This window comes from Streptomyces sp. NPDC111606 (assembly GCF_055656945.1).
Window position 1 is genome coordinate 560,948 of sequence record NZ_JBVKBY010000003.1, and the last position, 16,988, is coordinate 577,935.

The window sequence follows — 16,988 nt, forward strand, 5'->3', positions numbered from 1 at the left end:
CTTTCGGGTGCGGGGCGGGTGCGGGGAGTTCAGAGGTGGTGGCGACGGTCGGTGACGTGCTGGTCGTACCGTGCGCGGGCTTCGACGGCGGCCTCGCGGGAGGCGACCTCGGCCACGGGCACGTCCCACCACGCCTCGGCGCCCGGCGCGGTCGGGTTCGTGATGTCGGTCTCGACGTACACACAGGTCGGCCGGTCCGAGGCACGGGCCCTGGCCAGCGCCTGGCGCAGCTCGCCCACCGTCTTGGCGCGCAGCACGTCCATGCCGAGGCTGGCCGCGTTGGCGGCGAGGTCGACCGGGAGCGGGGCGCCGGTGAAGGTGCCGTCGGCGGCCCGGTAGCGGTAGTCGGTGCCGAAGCGCTCGCCGCCGGTCTCGGCCGAGAGCCCGCCGATGGAGGCGTAGCCGTGGTTCTGGATCAGGACGATGTTGACCGGCAGGCCCTCCTGGACCGCGGTCACGATCTCCGTCGGCATCATCAGGTAGGTGCCGTCGCCGACCAGCGACCACACGGCGACGTCCGGGGCGGCCTGCTGGATGCCGATCCCGGCCGGGATCTCGTAGCCCATGCAGGAGTAGCCGTACTCCAGGTGGTACTGGCGCGGCGAACGCGCCCGCCACAGCTTGTGCAGGTCGCCCGGGAGGGAACCGGCCGCGTTGATGACCACGTCGTCGTCGCCGACGATCGCGTCCAGCGCGCCGAGGATCTGTGTCTGCGTCGGTACGGCCGTCTCGTCGTCGGCGCGGTAGGCGGCCTCGACGACCGCGTCCCAACGCTCCTTGCCGGCGCGGTACTCGGCCTCGTGGGCGGCCTCCACGCGATGGCCGGAAAGCGCCGCCGTCAGGGCCGTGAGCCCGGCCCGCGCGTCGCAGACCAGGGTCCGCGCGGCCAGCTTGTGCGCGTCGAAGCCGGTGATGTTGAGGTTCAGGAACCGCACGTCCGGGTTCTGGAAAAGTGTGCCGGAGGCGGTGGTGAAGTCGGTGTATCTCGTGCCCACGCCGATCACCAGGTCGGCGCCGCGGGCGATGTCGTCGCTGACCGAGGTGCCGGTGTGGCCGATGCCGCCGAGGTCGGCGGGGTGGTCGTGGCGCAGTGAGCCCTTGCCGGCCTGGGTGGAGGAGACCGGGATGCCGGTGGCCTCGACGAAGGCCTTCAGCGCCGCCTCGGCCTCGCTGTGGTGGACGCCGCCGCCCGCGACGATCAGCGGGCGCTCGGCGGCACGGATCGCCTCGACGGCCGCCGCCAGCTCGACCGGGTCGGGCGCGGGACGCCGTACGTACCAGACGCGATCGGCGAAGAACTCCTGCGGCCAGTCGTACGCCTCCGCCTGGACGTCCTGAGGGAGGGCCAGCGTGACCGCGCCGGTCTCGGCCGGGTCGGCGAGCACGCGCATGGCCTTCAGCGCGGACGGGATCAGCGCCTCGGGGCGGGTGATCCGGTCGAAGTAGCGGGAGACCGGGCGCAGGGTGTCGTTGACCGACACGTCCGCCTCGGTCGGGTGCTCCAGCTGCTGGAGCAGCGGGTCGGGGGCGTGCGAGGCGAAGTAGTCGCCGGGGAGCAGGAGGACCGGGAGCCGGTTGATCGTCGCCAGGGCCGCACCCGTCACCAGGTTCGTCGCGCCCGGTCCGATCGACGTCGTCACTGCCTGCGCGGAGAGCCGGTTGAGCTGGCGGGCGTAGCCGACGGCCGCGTGCACCATGGACTGCTCGTTGCGGCCCTGGTGGTACGGCATGACGTCCTCGCCCGCCTGGAGGAGGGCCTGCCCGACGCCGGCCACGTTGCCGTGGCCGAAGATGCCCCAGGTGCCGGCGATCAGCCGTCGCCGGACGCCGTCGCGCTCGGTGTACTGCACGGACAGGAACCGCACCAGCGCCTGAGCGACGGTCAGGCGGATCGTGGGCTGGCTCATCTCGGGGGACCTCACTGGGACTCAGCGGTGTAGAGGGGCAGACGGGGGTCGACGGGCTGGTCCGGCCAGGTGTCGCGGATCCAGGCGTGGTCGGGGTGGTCGCAGATCAGCCAGGCGCGCTCGGCCTCGGGGCCCGCCATGACGTTGAGGTAGTACATGTGGTGACCGGGCACGGCCATGGACGGCCCGTGCCAGCCGTCAGGGATGAGCACGACGTCGCCGCCGCGCACCTCGGCCAGCACATCGGTGTCACGGCCGTGCCCGGACGGGGAGACGCGCTGGTAGCCGAGGCCGGGGGTGCCCTCGTGGTCGGCGAACTCGAAGTAGTAGACCTCTTCGAGGACCGACTCCTCGCCGGGGCGGTGCTCGTCGTGCTTGTGCGGCGGGAAGGACGACCAGTTGCCGCCCGGCGTGATGACCTCGACCGCGATGAGCTTGTCGCACTCGAAGACCCCGGCCGCGCCGAAGTTGTTCACCTGACGGCTGCTGTTGCCGGTGCCGCGCAGCTCCACCGGCACCGACGACGCCGGTCCGTACCGGGCGGGCAGCCGTCGCGAGCACCGTGCGCCGGTCAGCGCGAACCGTCCGCCGCTTGGCGACGAGACGGTCGTACGGGCGTCGCGCGGCACATAGGCGAAGTCACTGACGGCGGTGAACACGCTGTCACGGCCGGTGAGTTGAAACGTGTCATGGCCGAAGTCGTCGGTGGCCTCGACCGTGCAGCCACCGTTCAGCGACAGCACGATCCACTCGCTGTCGCCGGTGTCGAAGCTGTGCGAGCCGCCGGGCGGCAGCTCCAGGATCCGCAGGCTGGAGTAGCCCCAGCCGGCCTTCTCGGGCGTGACGTCCACGACGTACGGGCCGCCGAGCGCCTTTCCCGCGGGAAGGTGATACGTCATCTGTTCCTCCGGGTCACAACAGGCCGACGGCCGTGTCCACCGCCGTCTCCACGCTGCCCTCGGCCGGGTAGAGCAGCGAGCGGCCGACGACCATGCCCTGGACGGTCGGGAGCCGGAGCGCCTTGCGCCAGCGCTCGTATGCCCCCTCCTGGTCGTCCCCGACCTCGCCGCCCAGCAGGACGACGGGCAGTGTGGACGTCTCCAGAACTTCGGCCATGTCGTCGGGGTCATGGGTGACGGGCAGTTTCAGCCATGTGTACGCCGAGGTGCCGCCCAGGCCCGACGCGATGGCGATCGACTTGGTGACGGCCTCGGCGGAGAGGTCGTTGCGTACTTTGCCCTCGACCCGCCGGGATATGAACGGCTCGACGAACAACGGCAGTTGGAGCGCGGCCATGGCGTCGACGGCGCGAGCCGTGGACTCCAGGGTGGTGAGCGAGCCCGGGTCGTCGTAGTCGATACGGACCAGCAGCTTGCCCGCGTCGAAGCGCAGCCGGGCGATGTCCTCGGCGCGGTGGCCGGTGAAGCGGTCGTCCATCTCGAAGGACGCTCCGGCCAGGCCACCGCGGTTCATGGAGCCCATGACAACCTTGTCGTCGAGGACGCCGAGCAGCAGCAGATCCTCCAGGATGTCGGCGGTGGCCAGCACCCCGTCCACGCCGGGCCGGGACAGCGCGGTGCAGAGACGTTCCAGCAGATCGGCCCGGTTGGCCATCGCGAGCCGGTGGTCACCGACGCCCAGCGCGCCGCGTGCCGGATGGTCGGCGGCCACGATCATCATGCGGCCGCTGTCGCCGACCAGCGGGCGGCGCACCCGGCTTGCCGCTGCCTCCGCGATCGCCTCGGGGTGCCGGGCTCTGACCGCGGTGAGGTCGGGGATGCTGATGCTCAAGGAAAGCTCCGTTCAGGGGTGGCTCGGTCGGCCGTCATGACGCCTGGGCGAGGAGGCTCTCGACCTCGGACTCGGTGGGCATCGCGGAGGAGCAGGCGAGGCGGGACGCGACGAGGGCGCCGGCGGCGTTGGCGTACCGCATGGTTTCGGCCAGGTCCCACCCGGACAGCAGCCCGTGGACCAGCGAGCCGCCGAAGGCGTCGCCCGCGCCGAGGCCGTTGGTCACCTCGACCGGCACCGGTGGCACCTCGGCCTCCGTGCCGTCGCGGTGGACCGCCAGCACGCCCTTGGGCCCCTGCTTGACGACCGCGAGTTCCACGCCGGCCGCCAGCAGAGCCTCGGCGCAGGCGCGCGGCTCGCGGACGCCGGTGGCGATCTCGCACTCGTCGAGGTTGCCGACCGCGACCGTCGTGTGCCGAAGTGCCTCGGCGTAGTACAGGCGGGCCTCGTCCGGGTCGCGCCAGAACATCGGCCGCCAGTCGAGGTCGAAGACCGTCGTGCCCGCCTTGTCGCGGGCCTTGAGGGCGGCGAGGGTGGCCGAGCGGCTCGGTTCCTCGCTCAGGCCGGTGCCGGTGATCCAGAACACCCGGGCCGAGCGGATGGCCCAGTAGTCGAGTTCGTCGGAGTGTATCTCCAGGTCAGGGGCCTTAGGCTGCCGGTAGAAATACAGCGGGAAGTCGTCCGGCGGGAAGATCTCGCAGAACGTCACCGGCGTCGGATACGCCGCGACGGGCGTCACCCAGCGGTCGTCGACGCCGAAGTCCTTCAGGGCCTCGTGCAGGTACGCGCCGAACGGGTCGTCGCCGGTGCGCGTGATCACGGCGGTGTCGCGACCGAGCCGAGCGGCGGCCACCGCGACGTTCGCGGCCGAGCCTCCGAGGAATTTGCCGAACGTCTCCACCTGCGTCAGAGGTAGGCCAGACTGCAGGGGGTAGAGATCGACTCCTATCCTTCCCATCGTGATCAAGTCGAAGGACTTGGCTGACTCGGCCATGCGCGACGCTCCTACAGCTGGACTGGGGGTGCGGGTCCCATCGGGCCTGCCGCCCCCAAGGTGTAGGTCGTGGAGGCCGACGCTGTCAATAGTTTGTACTTACATTCGGACCTGAGCGTGAAATGATGTCTTAACAAAGTATTGACAGCGGGCGCATCCAGGGATTGGATCCCGTGTCAGCGAACCCGCCGTGTTCCACGACATACGACCCGGACTTCCCAAGGGTCCGGGTCTCGGATCCAGTGATCATCCCTTTCCCCCCGTCGCACACCCGTCGCACAGTGAGGTGCTGGAAAGATGGACCGCTACTACCCCCGCTCCCGCAAGCTGGCCCCCATGGTGGCTCTGGCTGCCGCGGCTGCGCTGACCCTCGCAGGCTGCTCCAGCAGCTCCGGTGGCAAGCAGGCCGAGGAGGGTGGGGAAAACGCTTCTGCGGGCAAGGCCACCACTCCCCGTATGACCGTCGCCCTGGTGACGCACCAGGCGCCCGGTGACACCTTCTGGGACATCGTCCGCAAGGGCGCCGAAGCGGCCGCCGCGAAGGACAACATCAAGCTGGTCTACTCCGCCGACCCGAACGCGGGCAACCAGGCCAACCTGGTGCAGAACGCGATCGACCAGAAGGTCGACGGCATCGCGATCACGCTCGCCAAGCCGGACGCGATGAAGGACGTCGTCAGCAAGGCGAAGGCGGCGAACATCCCTGTCGTCGGTCTCAACTCCGGTGTGAGCGACTGGCAGAAGCTCGGCCTGATGGAGTTCTTCGGCCAGGACGAGACCGTGGCCGGCGAGGCGCTCGGCAAGCGCCTGAACGAGGAGGGCGCCAAGAAGGCCGTCTGTGTCATCCAGGAACAGGGCAACATCGGCCTCACCCAGCGCTGTGACGGTGTGAAGAAGACGTTCGAGGGCACGACCGAGACCCTGAACGTCAACGGCACGGACATGCCGTCCGTGAAGTCCACGATCACCGCCAAGCTCAAGACGGACAGCGACATCGACTACGTCGTCGCCCTCGGCGCCCCGTTCGCGCTGACGGCCGCACAGTCGGTCGACGAGACGGGCAGCAAGGCGAAGGTCGCCACGTTCGACCTCAACAAGCAGCTGACCGGAGCGATCAGCAAGGGCGACATCGAGTTCGCCGTCGACCAGCAGCCCTACCTCCAGGGCTACCTGGCGATCGACTCCCTGTGGCTCTACAAGAACAACGGCAACTACATGGGCGGCGGCGAGGCCCCGGTGCTGACCGGGCCGGCCTTCGTCGACAAGACGAACGTCGACGTGATCGACAAGTTCGCCGCGAAGGGCACCCGGTGATGAGCATGACCCGACAGGCTGAGCCGGCGGTGACCACACCGCCGGCCTCCGGCCCCGGCAAGGAATCCGACGGGCGGACCAAGGAGCGCCCCCTGGCGCTGCGCCTCCTCGCCCGTCCCGAAGTCGGTGTCTTCCTCGGCGCCGTCGCGGTGCTGATCTTCTTCCTCATCACGGCCCCGGCCGTGCGTGACGGCAGCTCGATGGCGAACATCCTGTATCAGTCGTCGACGATCGGGATCATGGCCCTGCCGGTCGCGCTGCTGATGATCGGCGGCGAGTTCGACCTGTCCGCCGGCGTCGCCGTGATCACCTCGGCCCTGACCGCGAGCATGGTCGCCTACCAGCTCAGCATGAACGTCTGGGTCGGTGTGATCGTCGCCCTGATCGTGTCCCTCGCGGTCGGTCTGTTCAACGGCTGGCTGCTGGTCAAGACCGGTCTGCCGAGCTTCCTGGTCACCCTCGGCACGTTCCTGATCCTCCAGGGCGTGAACCTCGCGGTCACCAAGCTGATCACCGGCAACGTCGCCACCGACGACATCAGCGACATGGACGGCTTCGACCAGGCCAAGGCGATCTTCGCCTCGTCCTTCGACGTCGGCGGTGTCCAGGTGAAGATCACCGTCGTGTGGTGGCTGGTCTTCGCTGCGCTCGCCACGTGGGTGCTGCTGCGTACCAAGTACGGCAACTGGATCTTCGCGGTCGGCGGCAACAAGGAGTCCTCGCGGGCCGTCGGTGTGCCGGTGACGTTCACGAAGATCTCACTGTTCATGCTGGTCGGCTTCGGCGCCTGGTTCGTCGGCATGCACCAGCTGTTCTCGTTCAACACCGTCCAGTCCGGTGAGGGTGTCGGTCAGGAGCTCATCTACATCGCGGCCGCGGTGATCGGTGGCTGTCTGCTGACCGGTGGCGCCGGTTCCGCGATCGGGCCGGTCTTCGGCGCGTTCATGTTCGGCCTGGTGCAGCAGGGCATCGTCTACGCCGGCTGGAACCCTGACTGGTTCAAGGCCTTCCTCGGCGTGATGCTCCTCGGCGCCGTCCTCATCAATCTGTGGGTCCAGCGCACGGCGACCCGGAGGTGACCCGAATGACAAGCAACGAAACCGGCACCCACGGTGCCGTCCTGCAGGACAAGACCCCGCAGAAGGACGCCCCGGTCGTCGATCTGCGCAACGCAGGCAAGTCCTACGGCAACATCCGTGCCCTGCACGGCGTCGACCTGAAGGTGTTCCCGAGCCAGGTCACCTGTGTTCTCGGTGACAACGGCGCGGGCAAGTCGACCCTCATCAAAATCATCTCCGGGCTGCACCAGCACACCGAGGGCGAGTTCCTCGTCGACGGCGAACCGGTGCGCTTCTCCACCCCCCGCGAGGCGTTGGACAAGGGCATCGCGACGGTCTACCAGGACCTCGCTGTCGTCCCCCTGATGCCGGTGTGGCGCAACTTCTTCCTCGGCTCCGAGATCACCAAGGGCCCCTGGCCCGTACGCCGTCTCGACATCGACACGATGAAGAAGACCGCCGACGAGGAACTGCGCAACATGGGCATCGTCCTGGACGACCTGGAACAGCCCATCGGCACCCTGTCCGGCGGCCAGCGCCAGTGCGTGGCCATCGCCCGCGCCGTCTACTTCGGCGCCCGCGTCCTCATCCTGGACGAGCCCACCGCCGCCCTCGGCGTCAAGCAGTCCGGCGTCGTGCTGAAGTACATCGCCGCCGCCCGCGACCGCGGACTCGGCGTCATCTTCATCACCCACAACCCCCACCACGCCTACATGGTCGGCGACCACTTCAGCGTCCTGCGCCTTGGCACCATGGAACTCAACGCCTCCCGCGACGAGGTCAGCCTCGAAGAACTCACCAACCACATGGCCGGCGGCACCGAACTCGCCGCCCTCAAGCACGAACTGGCCCAGGTCCGCGGCGTCGACGTCGAAGAACTCCCCGAAGCCGCCGACCTCACCGCACCCGTGGCATCCTCCGAAGGGAAGTCCTGACATGCCCCCTGTGCTGGACCGCATCCGGGTCGGCTCGGCCCCCGACTCCTGGGGCGTCTGGTTCCCCGACGACCCCGTCCAGGTGCCCTGGGAACGCTTCCTCGACGAGGTCACCGAAGCGGGCTACGAGTGGATCGAACTCGGCCCGTACGGCTATCTGCCGACCGACCCGGCCCGGCTCACGGACGAGGTGAACCGGCGCAACCTGAAGGTGTCCGCGGGCACGATCTTCACCGGCCTGCACCGCGGCCCCGCCGTCTGGGAGTCCACCTGGGAGCACGTCAGCCAGGTCGCCGGTCTCACCCAGGCCATGGGCGCCAAGCACCTGGTCGTCATCCCGTCCTTCTGGCGCGACGACAAGACCGCCGAGATCCTGGAGCCGCCGGAGCTCACCGGCGAGCAGTGGGCCCATCTGACCAAGGGCATGGAGCGGCTCGGTCACGAGGTGAAGGAGCAGTTCGGCCTCGACATCGTCGTGCACCCGCACGCCGACACCCACATCGACACCGAGGCCCACGTCGAGCGCTTCCTCGACTCGACCGACTCCGACCTGGTCAACCTCTGCCTGGACACCGGCCACTACGCCTACTGCGGTGGTGACAGCGTCAAGCTGATAGAGACCTACGGCGAGCGCATCGGCTATCTGCACCTCAAGCAGGTCGACCCGGAGATCCTCGCGGACGTGGTGAAGAACGAGATCCCGTTCGGACCCGCCGTCCAGCGCGGCGTGATGTGCGAACCCCCGGCGGGCGTACCGGAGTTGGGGCCGGTCCTGACGGCCGCGCAGAAGCTGAACGTGGACCTGTTCGCGATCGTCGAGCAGGACATGTACCCCTGCGAGCCGGACAGGCCCCTGCCCATCGCGGTCCGTACCCGCAAGTTCCTGAGGTCCTGCGGCGCCTGACGACCCGAAAGGACGGCCGATCACCATGACCCAGCGTCCGCACACGCTCGGAGTCGCAGTCATCGGTACCGGAAAGATGGGAGCGGACCACGTCCGCCGTGTCCAGGAGGTCATCAGCGGGGCACGGGTGACCGCCGTCGTGGACGTCGACGCGGAACGCGCCAAATCGGTGGCCGCCCGCGTCGACGGCTGCTCCGCCCACACCGACCCGGCGGCCGCGATGGCGTCTGCCGACGTCGACGCGGTGATCATCGCCTCGCCGGGGCCCGCCCACGAGGCGGCACTCCTCACGGCCTTCGAGCACGATCTGCCGGTGCTGTGCGAGAAACCCCTCACCCCCGACGCGGCGTCCGCGCTGCGCGTCCTGCAGGCCGAGCAGAAGCTGGGCCGGCGCCGGGTCCAGGTCGGCTTCATGCGGCGCTACGACGCCGAGTACACGAAGCTCAAGGCCCTGCTGGAGACAGGCCAGTTGGGCCGTCCCCTGATGCTCCACAACCGGCACCGCAACGTCGCCAGCCCGCCCGGCTGGACGTCCGAGATGCTCATCAACGACTCGGTGACGCACGAGATGGACGTGACCCGCTGGCTGCTCGGCCACGAGATCACGGCCGTCACCGTGCTCGCCCCGACCCCGTCCGCGAACGCGCCGGACGGCATCCGCGACCCGCAGTTCGTCGTCTTCGAAACCGACGGCGGGGCGATCGTCGACGTCGAGATCTTCGTCAACTGCGGCTTCGGCTACCAGGTCCAGGCCGAGGTCGTCTGCGAACGCGGCACCGCCCGCGTCGGCGACGGCCACGCCATGGTCACCAACGCGGCCGGCCGCTGGGGCGGCATCATCGCCCAGGACTACATCGAGCGGTTCGCCGACGCCTACGACCGTGAGGTGCAGGCCTGGGTCGACGCCACCCGGCGCGGCGAGGTCACCGGCCCCACGGCGTGGGACGGGTACGCCGTGGCCGCGGTGTGCGAGGCGGCCGTACGGGCGCTGGAGGAGGGCGGCCGGGTCGCTGTGGAACTCGTCGACAGGCCCGCGCTGTACCAGTGAGGGTGCAGGTGCCACCCCGGTCGAGACGGGATCGGCGTCCGCCGGTAACGGGCCGGCGCCTGCCGGGGACCGGCCAGGGCCTGTGGCGTGTGCTGCCGGTCCGGCCGGCGGTGGCCCTGGACGGGGAGGTGCCGTCCCGGAATGCCAGGACCGCGTCCCTGCGCCGCCGGGCTGCCGCGAACCGGCCTGTGCGGCCAGGGACCCGCGGAACAAGGCTGCGGCCGGGACCCCCAGAAACCCATGGCCGGTCGGCGCCCCGGTGGGGGAGCCGGGATCGAGATCCGGTTCAGCGTGCGCTGCGAGGCGGCCTCGGCACGAATCCGGCAGTCCCGGATCGGTGACCGCGTCGAGATCACCGGACCCGGTGGCCGGACCCAACGGGCCACTGTCGCCGACCAGTTTGACGCGGAAGGGCATCGCTTCACGCCGATGGCTCCGGCCCACGGCCCCTCGGCGCTGCGCAGAAGCGTTCAGCGGCTGGCGGCGAGCGCCGCGAGGACGGCGTGTGTGAGGCGGGTGACGTAGGCGTCGTCGGTGGGGCCACCGACCGTGAGCATCCTGAAGTACAGCGGAGCTCCGAAAATGTCGACGGCCAGGCCCATGTCGATGTCGCCGGGCAACTCGCCGCGGTCCACCGCCTGGCGCAGGAGCGTCGCCACAGCCGCGCGCCGGGGACCGAGGACCGCCTCGTGCAGCGCCTCGCGCAGGGAAGGGTTGCGGGCCGACTCGGCCACGAGGTCGGGGATGATCCGGCCGGCGAGGGGATGCCGCAGGTCGGCCATGGTGTGCCGGATGAAGCGCTCGACGTCGTCGTGCAGCGCCCCGGAGTCGGCCGTCGCGGGCAGGTGTGCGGCGGCGGCCTCCGAGACCAACTCCACCACCATGGCCTCCTTGGCGGGCCAGCGGCGGTAGAGGGCCGCCTTGCCGACACGGGCCCGGCGGGTCACGGCCTCCATGGACATCCGGGCGTACCCGGTCTCGGCCAGTTCCTCGAAGACCGCCCGCCTGATCGTCTCGGTCACGGATTCCCGTAGCACCGCCGAGCCGCTGGGCCTGCGGTCGAACGTGTTCCTGCTGGTGGAGTCCACCGCGCGAGATTAACACCGAACGGAACGGTTGCGTTCCGCCGAGGCCGGGTGTACGTTCCGCGGCGAGACGGAACGGGTCCGTTCCGTTCCGCCCCGGAGAAGTCCGGGAAAGGGGGTCACGATGAAGTTCCTCTTCGACGATGTGGCGTTCTCCTTCCAGGCTCTGCGCACCGCCGGGCACGCCGCCTACGCCGGCGCGGACCTCGGCGAGGTCCTCGTCACCTGCCGGAACATCCCGGACGGCGACGAGCAGGCCTGGTACCGCGAGTGGACCGCGCTCGCCGAACGCCTCCACCGCATCGGCGACGAGGCGCTGGCCGCAGGCCACAGGGTCAGCGCCCGTGAGGCACTGCTGCGGGCCTCGAACTACTACCGGACCGCGGACTTCTTCCGCGTCGAGAACCGCGACGCCGACACCGAGTCGGACCGGCTCGCCCGGTGCTCGCGGCAGACCTTCGCACGGGCGGCCGAACTCTTCGACGTGCCCGCGCTGCGCCTGGAGATCCCTTACGAGGACACCACCCTGCCGGGATACCTGTTCCGCGCCGACGGAGCCGGCGATGCGGCCCGCCGACTGCCCACCGTGATCCACCACGGCGGCTACGACTCGACCCTGGAGGAGCTGTACTTCATGGTGGCGGGCGGCGCGTTGCGCCGCGGTTACCACGTGCTCGCCTTCGAAGGACCCGGCCAGCAGTCCGTCCGCCGGGAGCAGGGACTCGTCTTCCGGCCGGACTGGGAACACGTGGTCGGCCCTGTGGTCGACCACGCCCTGACCCGTCGGGAAGTGGACCCTGAGAGGCTCGTGTTGTGGGGCACCAGCTTCGGGGGGCTGCTGGCCGCCCGCGCGGCCGCGTTCGAGGACCGCCTCGCCGCGTGCGTCCTGCACAACGGGATCTACGACTTCTACGAGCTCCCGCTCCGCGGCATCCCGCCCTACCTCGCCGAGTGGGTGGCGGAGGGCCGCGACGACGTGGCCGGGCCCGCTCTGGACGTCAGCATGGTGCAGAGCACGCGAGTGCGCTGGTTCCTGCGGCACGGCATGTGGGTCTTCGGGGCAAAGACGCCCCCCGAGGCGCTGCGCGCCTGCGCGCCGTACAACCTCGACGGCGCGGCCGAGCATGTCACCTGCCCGACCCTGGTCCTCGACGCGGAGAACGACGTGATCTGCCACGGTGAGGCCAGGCGGGTGCACGGCGCGCTGCGCTGCCCGAAGGAGTTCACGATGTTCACCGACGCCGAAGGGGCCGGTGAGCACTGCCAGGAGGGCGCGGCGCTCCGCTTCCACCAGCGTACGTTCGACTGGCTCGACGAACGGCTGTCCCTGGCATGACCGTCGAAGCGGACACCCGGCCGGCCGCCGCGGACGACACCCGGCGCCGCAGGCGCACCGTACTGACCCTGCTCGCGCTGTTCATCGTGATCAACGCCGCCGACAAGGCCGTGCTCGGTCTGACCGCGGGCCCCATCAAGGACGATCTCGACCTCACGGCCACCGAGTTCGGCACCATCGCCAGCAGCTTCTACCTGTTGTTCAGCCTCTCGGCGGTCTCCGTCGGCTTTCTCGGCGACCGCATCCGTCCCCGGCCCCTGCTCGCCGTGCTCGCCCTGGTCTGGGCGGCGGCCCAGCTGCCGATCCTCCTCCCCGCCACAGGATTCGCGGCGCTCGTCGCCACCCGGGTGGCGCTCGGTGCGGGTGAGGGGCCGGGGTACCCCCTGGCCAACTACACGGCCTTCACCTGGTTCCCGGAGAAGCGGCGTGCCCTTCCCTCGGCCGTCGTGGTCGCGGGTGCCGCCGGCGGCACCGTCCTGGCCGCCCCGCTGGTCGTCCTGGTCAGTAACAGCCTCGGCTGGCGGGCCGCGTTCGGCCTGCTCGGGGCCGTCGGGGTGGTGTGGGCCGTCGTCTGGCTCAGGCTCGGCGGCGGCGGCCCGTACACCGCACGCCTCGGCCCCGCCCAGGACGAACCGTCCAGGGCGGCAAAGGAGCAGCCGTCCGTGCCGTTCTGGCGCGTCGTCACCACCGGCACCTGGCTGGGGGCGACGTTCTCGGCGTTCGCGGTCATGTGGACGCTCGCCCTGGGCTTCGCCTGGCTCCCGCTGTTCCTGGAGGAACAGGCCGGCTTCAGCGACGCGGAGGTCAGCGGGATCGTCGGCCTGCCCGCCCTGTCGATGGCCGTGCTCGTCCTCACCGCGGGAGCCGTCGCGCACCGGTTACTGCGGCGAGGGGTGACCGCCCGGGTCGCGCAGGGGCTGATGGGCGCGTCACTTCCGCTCCTGGCTGGTGTCTGCCTGCTCCTGACGACCCGGGTCGGCCCCGTCGTCCTGCTGCCGCTGCTCGTACTCGCGTTCTCCGCCGGCAACGGACAGACCCCGCTGACCAACGCGGCGATCGCGGACATCTGCCCGCCCGGACGACGCAGCGCGGCTCTGGGACTGTCCTACGCCCTCGCCGCCCTCTCCAGCCTGCTCGCCCCCTACGTCACCGGCCGCATCATCGACGCCGCGCCCACCGAGGCCGTCGGCTACGGCCGGGCCTTCGACCTGACCGCCGGCCTGCTGATCACCGGTGCCGTCCTCTCGGTGTTCCTGATCCGTCCGGACCGGGACGCCCTCGCCCTGCTGCCCGAACCCCCGGTGGCGTCCCCCGCGTTCGGCACGGACGCGGAGCCCTCAGTGAAGGAGTGACCCCGATGCCCGTAGACATCGCCGTCGTCCACGGGGCCCGCACCCCGATCGGCCGGTACAAAGGCGATCTGAGTTCGGTGCCCGCCCACCAGCTGGGAGCCGTAGTGATCCGGGAGGCGGTCCTGCGCGGCGGACTGGAACCCGGCGCCGTGGACGAAGTCGTCCTGGGCTGTGTCGGTCTGGTCGGCCCCGACGCGTTCAACGCCCGGCGCGCGGCACTGCGTGCCGGGCTTCCCGTGCGGACCACCGCGTACAACGTCAACAGGCTGTGCGGATCAGGTCTCCAGGCGGTCTGGTCGGCCGCGCAGAGCCTCACCCTCGGCGCGACCGATGTCGCCGTGGCGGGCGGAAACGAGTCGATGACCCGTCAGCCGCTGCTCGACTACGGCGAACGGGCCCCCGACGAGCTGACCGAAGGAACGACCATCGACGGCACGGTCTCCCTGGTCACCGACCCCTTCGGGGACTACCCCATGGGCATGACGGGCGAGGCGGTGGCCGACCGGTACGGCATCTCGCGGCGGCGCCAGGACCGATGGGCCGCCGAGAGCCAGCGGCGCGCCTCCATCGCCGTGGAGGAGGGACGGTTTCAGGAACAGATCGTGCCCGTGGCCACCGCGCACGGCATCGTCGAGCGGGACGAACACCCCCGGCCCGGTACGACGGAGGAGAAACTCGGGGGCCTGCGCCCCGTCTTCGCGGAGCACGGCACGATCACCGCCGGGAACTCGGCCGGCATCAACGACGGTGCCGCCGCCGTGCTCCTGATGCGCGCGGCCGACCTCGACTCCGGCATCGCACCACTGTGCCGACTGCGTGACGCCGCCGTCACGGCGCTGGAGCCGGAGATCATGGGCGTCGCCCCCGCGGAGGCGATCCGCACCCTGCTGCGCCGCAACGACCTCACCCTGGACGAGATCGACGTGATCGAACTCAACGAGGCGTTCGCAGCCCAGGTCCTGGCCGTCATGGACCTCCTCAAGCTCGAACCGGACCGGGTCAACCCGAACGGTGGGGCGATCGCCCTGGGCCATCCCATCGGCGCCACCGGATGCGTCCTGCTGCTCAAGGCGGCGCACGAACTGCGCCGCACCGGCGGCCGGCTGGCCGTGGTCGCCCTGTGCATCGGCGGCGGCCAGGGCATCGCCGCACTGATCGAGAATCCGAGCGCGGCCCGATGAGCGCGTACGCCTGGTATCCGACGCGGGAGTTCACCGAGCGGAGCAACATCACGGCGTTCTGCCGCAGGCACGGCGTCGACGGCGGCTACCGCGCGCTCCAGGCCAGGTCCGCGGCCGACCCCGAGTGGTTCTGGGAGCGGGCCGTGCAGGACATCGGCATAGTCTGGCACCGGCCGCCGCTGTGCGTGTGCGACGAATCCGGAGGCATCGCGTTCACGCGCTGGTTCCCGGGCGCGTACACCAACCTCGTGGACTCCTGTCTGGAGCGCCGGGTGCGGCAGGGGAGCGGGCAGGCTCCGGCACTGCGCTGGGAGCGGGAGGACGGCTCGCGCGGGGTGCTGACCTACGGTGAAGCGGCCGCGTACAGCGCCCGGGTGGCCGGCGGGCTGCGCGGGCTCGGTGTCATGTCCGGGGACCGCGTGGCCGGCTACCTGCCTCCCGGTCCCGAGGCTTTCGTCCTGCTCTTCGCCTGCGCGCGCATCGGTGCCGTACTGGTTCCGCTGTTCTCGGGGTTCGGCGCCGAGGCCATCGCGATCCGGCTCGTCGATGCCGACGTCCGGGTCCTGGTGACCGCCGGGGACGCCGTCCGGCGGGGGCGTCGGCAGGACATGGCGGCGGTGGCCCGCACGTCACTGGAGAGCGCCACGTGCGTACGCCATCTCGTCGTCGTGCGGGAGCCGAGCGGGCCACCTTCGGTGGGTGGCGAGCGTGGTGAGCCGGAGACATCCGAGAGGCCCTCCCCCGCAGGCGGCGAGCAGGAGGGGCGAACGGTGCCCTCAGGGCCCGGCGGCCACGACCGCGTCGGGCTCGCGACGACGGACTGGCACCGGCTGGCCGCCGCCGAACCTGTCCCGGTCGTCTCGGTGCCCGTCACTGCCCCGTTCCTCCTGTTGCACACCTCCGGCACCACCGGCCGCCCGAAAGGCGCGGTCCACACCCACGGCGGCTTCCCGGCACAGGTCGGCAGCGAGACCCGGTACAACCTCGACCTGCGGCCGGACGACGTGGTCTTCTGGGTGACCGACCCCGGCTGGATCATGTTCCCGCTCATCGCCTTGGGCGGCACCCTCGCAGGCGCCTGCGTCCTGGCCTACGAGGGCGCGATCGACCACCCGGACGTCACCCGCCTGCGGCACCTGCTCGACGACCACGAGGTCACCGTCTTCGGCAGTTCGCCCAGCCTGGCCCGCATGCTGATGGGCCGTGAGCCGCGCGACCCGGTCGTGCCCTCCCGGCTACGGCTCCTCGGCTCGACCGGGGAGCCGTGGACCGAGGACGCCTGGCGCTGGTACTTCGCCGAGTTCGGCGGCAAACGCTGCCCCGTGATCAATATCTGCGGCGGCACCGAGGCCGGCGGATCCCTGCTCGCCTCCGCGCCCACCCTGCCCCAGTCGCCGTGCGGCTTCGCGGGCCCCTGCCTGGGCATCGCCGCGGTTGTCGAGGACGACTCCGGCGCGCAGCCACCGGAGGGGCAGCTCGGCGAGCTGGTCGTCGAGCGCTCCTGGCCGGGCATGACCCGGGGGCTGTGGCGGGCACGCGAACGCTTCGCCCAGACCTACTTCGGCCCCAGGCCGGGGCGTTGGTCCCACGGCGACCTCGTCTCACGCACCGGCGACGAGTGGTTCGTCCACGGGCGGCTCGACGATGTCATCAAGCTGGCCGGCAAACGGCTCGGGCCCACCGAGGTCGAGGACGCCGTCGTCGGCGACCCGGCTGTCGCCGAGGCGGCCGCGGTCGGCATCCCGCACCCTGTCAAGGGGGAGGCCCTGTGGTGCTTCGCGGTCCCGGCCGACGGCCGGTCGCTGGGCGAGACGGAGGCCGAGCGGATTCGCGGGCGGGTGGCCGGTGCGCTCGGCGCCGCGTTCCGCCCCGCCCGGGTGGTCGCCGTGCCGGAGCTGCCCAGGACCCGCAACGGCAAGGTGATGCGGCGGCTCGTCCGCGGCCTCGTCACCGGCGAGGCACCCGGCGACCTGTCCACACTCGTCAACCCGGCCTGCCTCGACGCGATCCGTGCCGCCCTGCACGAGCAGTGAAGTCAGGACCCGTTCAGGCGGGCCACCCGTCCCGGCACCCATGCAGGCGG

General features: G+C 70.8%; 15 protein-coding genes. 10 read left to right on the forward strand and 5 right to left on the reverse strand.

Annotated elements, in window-relative coordinates; translation table 11 throughout:
* Nucleotides 1-29: 29 nt before the first annotated feature.
* The 4 genes from iolD to iolC are packed head-to-tail and all read right to left on the reverse strand — an operon-like array spanning nucleotide 30 to nucleotide 4,692.
* Nucleotides 30-1,907 carry a 3D-(3,5/4)-trihydroxycyclohexane-1,2-dione acylhydrolase (decyclizing) gene (iolD, locus tag ACZ7M7_RS14300; protein ID WP_472116164.1) on the reverse strand — a complete coding sequence of 626 codons (1,878 nt, stop codon included), beginning with the start codon at nucleotides 1,905-1,907 and terminating at the stop codon, nucleotides 30-32.
* A gap of 11 nt (nucleotides 1,908-1,918) precedes the next feature.
* Nucleotides 1,919-2,806, reverse strand: a complete 888-nt coding sequence (gene iolB, locus ACZ7M7_RS14305) for a 5-deoxy-glucuronate isomerase (protein WP_383600263.1) — start codon at nucleotides 2,804-2,806, stop codon at nucleotides 1,919-1,921.
* Between the two features lie 13 nt (nucleotides 2,807-2,819).
* The gene (locus ACZ7M7_RS14310; protein ID WP_427844083.1) at nucleotides 2,820-3,698 is read right to left on the reverse strand and encodes a Cgl0159 family (beta/alpha)8-fold protein; all 879 of its coding nucleotides are present in this window, start codon (nucleotides 3,696-3,698) and stop codon (nucleotides 2,820-2,822) included.
* Between the two features lie 34 nt (nucleotides 3,699-3,732).
* Nucleotides 3,733-4,692 (reverse strand): 5-dehydro-2-deoxygluconokinase, encoded by a 960-nt coding sequence (iolC, locus tag ACZ7M7_RS14315; RefSeq protein ID WP_472116167.1) that lies wholly within the window; start codon nucleotides 4,690-4,692, stop codon nucleotides 3,733-3,735.
* A gap of 297 nt (nucleotides 4,693-4,989) precedes the next feature.
* On the opposite strand from iolC, the gene ACZ7M7_RS14320 reads away from it, so the two are divergent.
* The 6 genes from ACZ7M7_RS14320 (at nucleotide 4,990) to ACZ7M7_RS14345 (ending at nucleotide 10,476) form a co-directional block, all read left to right on the forward strand.
* Nucleotides 4,990-6,006 (forward strand): sugar ABC transporter substrate-binding protein, encoded by a 1,017-nt coding sequence (locus ACZ7M7_RS14320; protein ID WP_383600254.1) that lies wholly within the window; start codon nucleotides 4,990-4,992, stop codon nucleotides 6,004-6,006.
* Nucleotides 6,006-7,085 (forward strand): ABC transporter permease, encoded by a 1,080-nt coding sequence (locus ACZ7M7_RS14325; RefSeq protein WP_383600251.1) that lies wholly within the window; start codon nucleotides 6,006-6,008, stop codon nucleotides 7,083-7,085. Before ACZ7M7_RS14320 ends, ACZ7M7_RS14325 begins: the two co-directional genes overlap by 1 nt.
* Before the next feature lie 5 nt (nucleotides 7,086-7,090).
* Entirely contained in the window at nucleotides 7,091-7,999 is a 909-nt protein-coding gene (locus ACZ7M7_RS14330) for an ATP-binding cassette domain-containing protein (protein ID WP_472116171.1), read from the forward strand.
* A 1-nt stretch (nucleotide 8,000) separates the two neighbouring features.
* Nucleotides 8,001-8,903 carry a sugar phosphate isomerase/epimerase family protein gene (locus ACZ7M7_RS14335; RefSeq protein ID WP_383600245.1) on the forward strand — a complete coding sequence of 301 codons (903 nt, stop codon included), beginning with the start codon at nucleotides 8,001-8,003 and terminating at the stop codon, nucleotides 8,901-8,903.
* Nucleotides 8,904-8,928: 25 nt separating this feature from the next.
* On the forward strand, nucleotides 8,929-9,951 hold the full coding sequence (locus ACZ7M7_RS14340) for a Gfo/Idh/MocA family protein (RefSeq protein ID WP_383621913.1): 1,023 nt from the start codon (nucleotides 8,929-8,931) through the stop codon (nucleotides 9,949-9,951).
* Nucleotides 9,952-10,092: 141 nt separating this feature from the next.
* On the forward strand, nucleotides 10,093-10,476 hold the full coding sequence (locus ACZ7M7_RS14345; RefSeq protein WP_472116174.1) for a DUF2690 domain-containing protein: 384 nt from the start codon (nucleotides 10,093-10,095) through the stop codon (nucleotides 10,474-10,476).
* Here the strand turns inward: ACZ7M7_RS14345 and ACZ7M7_RS14350 are convergent.
* Nucleotides 10,422-11,039 carry a TetR/AcrR family transcriptional regulator gene (locus ACZ7M7_RS14350; RefSeq protein WP_472116176.1) on the reverse strand — a complete coding sequence of 206 codons (618 nt, stop codon included), beginning with the start codon at nucleotides 11,037-11,039 and terminating at the stop codon, nucleotides 10,422-10,424. The genes ACZ7M7_RS14345 and ACZ7M7_RS14350 overlap by 55 nt on opposite strands.
* A gap of 121 nt (nucleotides 11,040-11,160) precedes the next feature.
* Between ACZ7M7_RS14350 and ACZ7M7_RS14355 the strand changes: the two genes are divergently transcribed.
* From ACZ7M7_RS14355 to ACZ7M7_RS14370, 4 genes are read left to right on the forward strand one after another with little or no spacing between them, the layout of a single operon-like run.
* On the forward strand, nucleotides 11,161-12,372 hold the full coding sequence (locus tag ACZ7M7_RS14355; protein ID WP_472116178.1) for an alpha/beta hydrolase family protein: 1,212 nt from the start codon (nucleotides 11,161-11,163) through the stop codon (nucleotides 12,370-12,372).
* Nucleotides 12,369-13,724 carry an MFS transporter gene (locus tag ACZ7M7_RS14360; RefSeq protein WP_472116181.1) on the forward strand — a complete coding sequence of 452 codons (1,356 nt, stop codon included), beginning with the start codon at nucleotides 12,369-12,371 and terminating at the stop codon, nucleotides 13,722-13,724. The genes ACZ7M7_RS14355 and ACZ7M7_RS14360 overlap by 4 nt, the downstream gene beginning before the upstream one ends.
* Before the next feature lie 5 nt (nucleotides 13,725-13,729).
* On the forward strand, nucleotides 13,730-14,905 hold the full coding sequence (locus tag ACZ7M7_RS14365; RefSeq protein WP_472116183.1) for a thiolase family protein: 1,176 nt from the start codon (nucleotides 13,730-13,732) through the stop codon (nucleotides 14,903-14,905).
* A complete protein-coding gene (locus ACZ7M7_RS14370; RefSeq protein ID WP_472116185.1) occupies nucleotides 14,902-16,938 on the forward strand; it encodes an AMP-binding protein in 2,037 nt (678 codons plus the stop codon). Before ACZ7M7_RS14365 ends, ACZ7M7_RS14370 begins: the two co-directional genes overlap by 4 nt.
* Nucleotides 16,939-16,988: the final 50 nt, after the last annotated feature.

Excerpts from the sequence above, each read along its gene's own strand:
- ACZ7M7_RS14355 (WP_472116178.1), top strand. The coding sequence starts at position 11,161 with ATGAAGTTCCTCTTCGACGATGTGGCGTTCTCCTTCCAGGCTCTGCGC.
- ACZ7M7_RS14345 (WP_472116174.1), top strand. The coding sequence starts at position 10,093 with ATGCCAGGACCGCGTCCCTGCGCCGCCGGGCTGCCGCGAACCGGCCTG.
- iolB (WP_383600263.1), bottom strand. The coding sequence starts at position 2,806 with ATGACGTATCACCTTCCCGCGGGAAAGGCGCTCGGCGGCCCGTACGTC.
- ACZ7M7_RS14320 (WP_383600254.1), top strand. The coding sequence starts at position 4,990 with ATGGACCGCTACTACCCCCGCTCCCGCAAGCTGGCCCCCATGGTGGCT.
- ACZ7M7_RS14335 (WP_383600245.1), top strand. The coding sequence starts at position 8,001 with ATGCCCCCTGTGCTGGACCGCATCCGGGTCGGCTCGGCCCCCGACTCC.
- ACZ7M7_RS14325 (WP_383600251.1), top strand. The coding sequence starts at position 6,006 with ATGAGCATGACCCGACAGGCTGAGCCGGCGGTGACCACACCGCCGGCC.
- ACZ7M7_RS14340 (WP_383621913.1), top strand. The coding sequence starts at position 8,929 with ATGACCCAGCGTCCGCACACGCTCGGAGTCGCAGTCATCGGTACCGGA.
- iolD (WP_472116164.1), bottom strand. The coding sequence starts at position 1,907 with ATGAGCCAGCCCACGATCCGCCTGACCGTCGCTCAGGCGCTGGTGCGG.
- ACZ7M7_RS14365 (WP_472116183.1), top strand. The coding sequence starts at position 13,730 with ATGCCCGTAGACATCGCCGTCGTCCACGGGGCCCGCACCCCGATCGGC.
- ACZ7M7_RS14330 (WP_472116171.1), top strand. The coding sequence starts at position 7,091 with ATGACAAGCAACGAAACCGGCACCCACGGTGCCGTCCTGCAGGACAAG.
- ACZ7M7_RS14370 (WP_472116185.1), top strand. The coding sequence starts at position 14,902 with ATGAGCGCGTACGCCTGGTATCCGACGCGGGAGTTCACCGAGCGGAGC.
- ACZ7M7_RS14360 (WP_472116181.1), top strand. The coding sequence starts at position 12,369 with ATGACCGTCGAAGCGGACACCCGGCCGGCCGCCGCGGACGACACCCGG.
- iolC (WP_472116167.1), bottom strand. The coding sequence starts at position 4,692 with ATGGCCGAGTCAGCCAAGTCCTTCGACTTGATCACGATGGGAAGGATA.